This window comes from Limnofasciculus baicalensis BBK-W-15 (genome assembly GCF_024178385.1).
Taxonomy (GTDB): domain Bacteria; phylum Cyanobacteriota; class Cyanobacteriia; order Cyanobacteriales; family Coleofasciculaceae; genus Limnofasciculus; species Limnofasciculus baicalensis.
Window position 1 is genome coordinate 1 of record NZ_JAMZMM010000231.1, and the last position, 736, is coordinate 736.

1 pseudogene is annotated in these 736 nt (G+C 44.2%); it reads right to left on the bottom strand.

Going from position 1 to position 736, the window contains the following annotated elements:
- Positions 1 to 605 (bottom strand): annotated as a pseudogene (locus tag NJ959_RS19730) (hypothetical protein); the annotation flags it as partial.
- Between the last annotated feature and the right edge of the window lie 131 nt (positions 606 to 736).

A 736-nucleotide genomic window follows, 5' to 3' on the forward strand; every position in this document is an offset into this window, starting at 1 on the left:
TTTGTAATAACACGGGGCGCACCATAAGACACACAGAGGGGTGTGTCGGCAGAGTCAGATGTGAATAAGAGAAAGCGCACAAAGATTTGTTTTAAATCGGCAGGATTGGTATAATAAACCGTCACGGAACCGCCATTACCGCCATTTCCACCACTACCACCATCTCCCCCCTCACCGCCATCTGCGGCACGCAAATCGCGGGTAACATTGAGCGGTTGTCTTTCACAGTCAGCATCTTCACCATATTTGCCATTTTCGCCATCTTCCCCACTTTCCCCAGAAAGTTCTAAATTTACAGGAGTGCCGTTAGCAAAAATAGTGCGATTCTCACCATCTCTACCACTTCTCCCGCTTCTTCCATCTGTACCATTTCTACCATCATCTCCGAAGTCTCTATCTTGTGAGGAGGCGAGAAGGAAGGAGTCTTTTTGTTGGGCACTCCAAGCAACTAATGGACAGAAAATAGATGTTGAAGAGGGAGCCGAAAAGCTCGGCAATATCGAGAATATTAGAAATAGGGATAGTTTGCTCCAAAAGCGCATCATAATATTATGAAGGATGAAGGATGAAGGATGAAGGATGAAGTATGAAGTATGAAAAGACATGGATGTCAGCCTTTAGCATTGAAAAGATGACTTAATTCGACCATTATTAGTTCCATCTCTAACCTCTAACTCATATCTTGCATCATTCTCAACAAACTGTTCTTTGTAGGGTGGGCACTCCCGAAGATAAC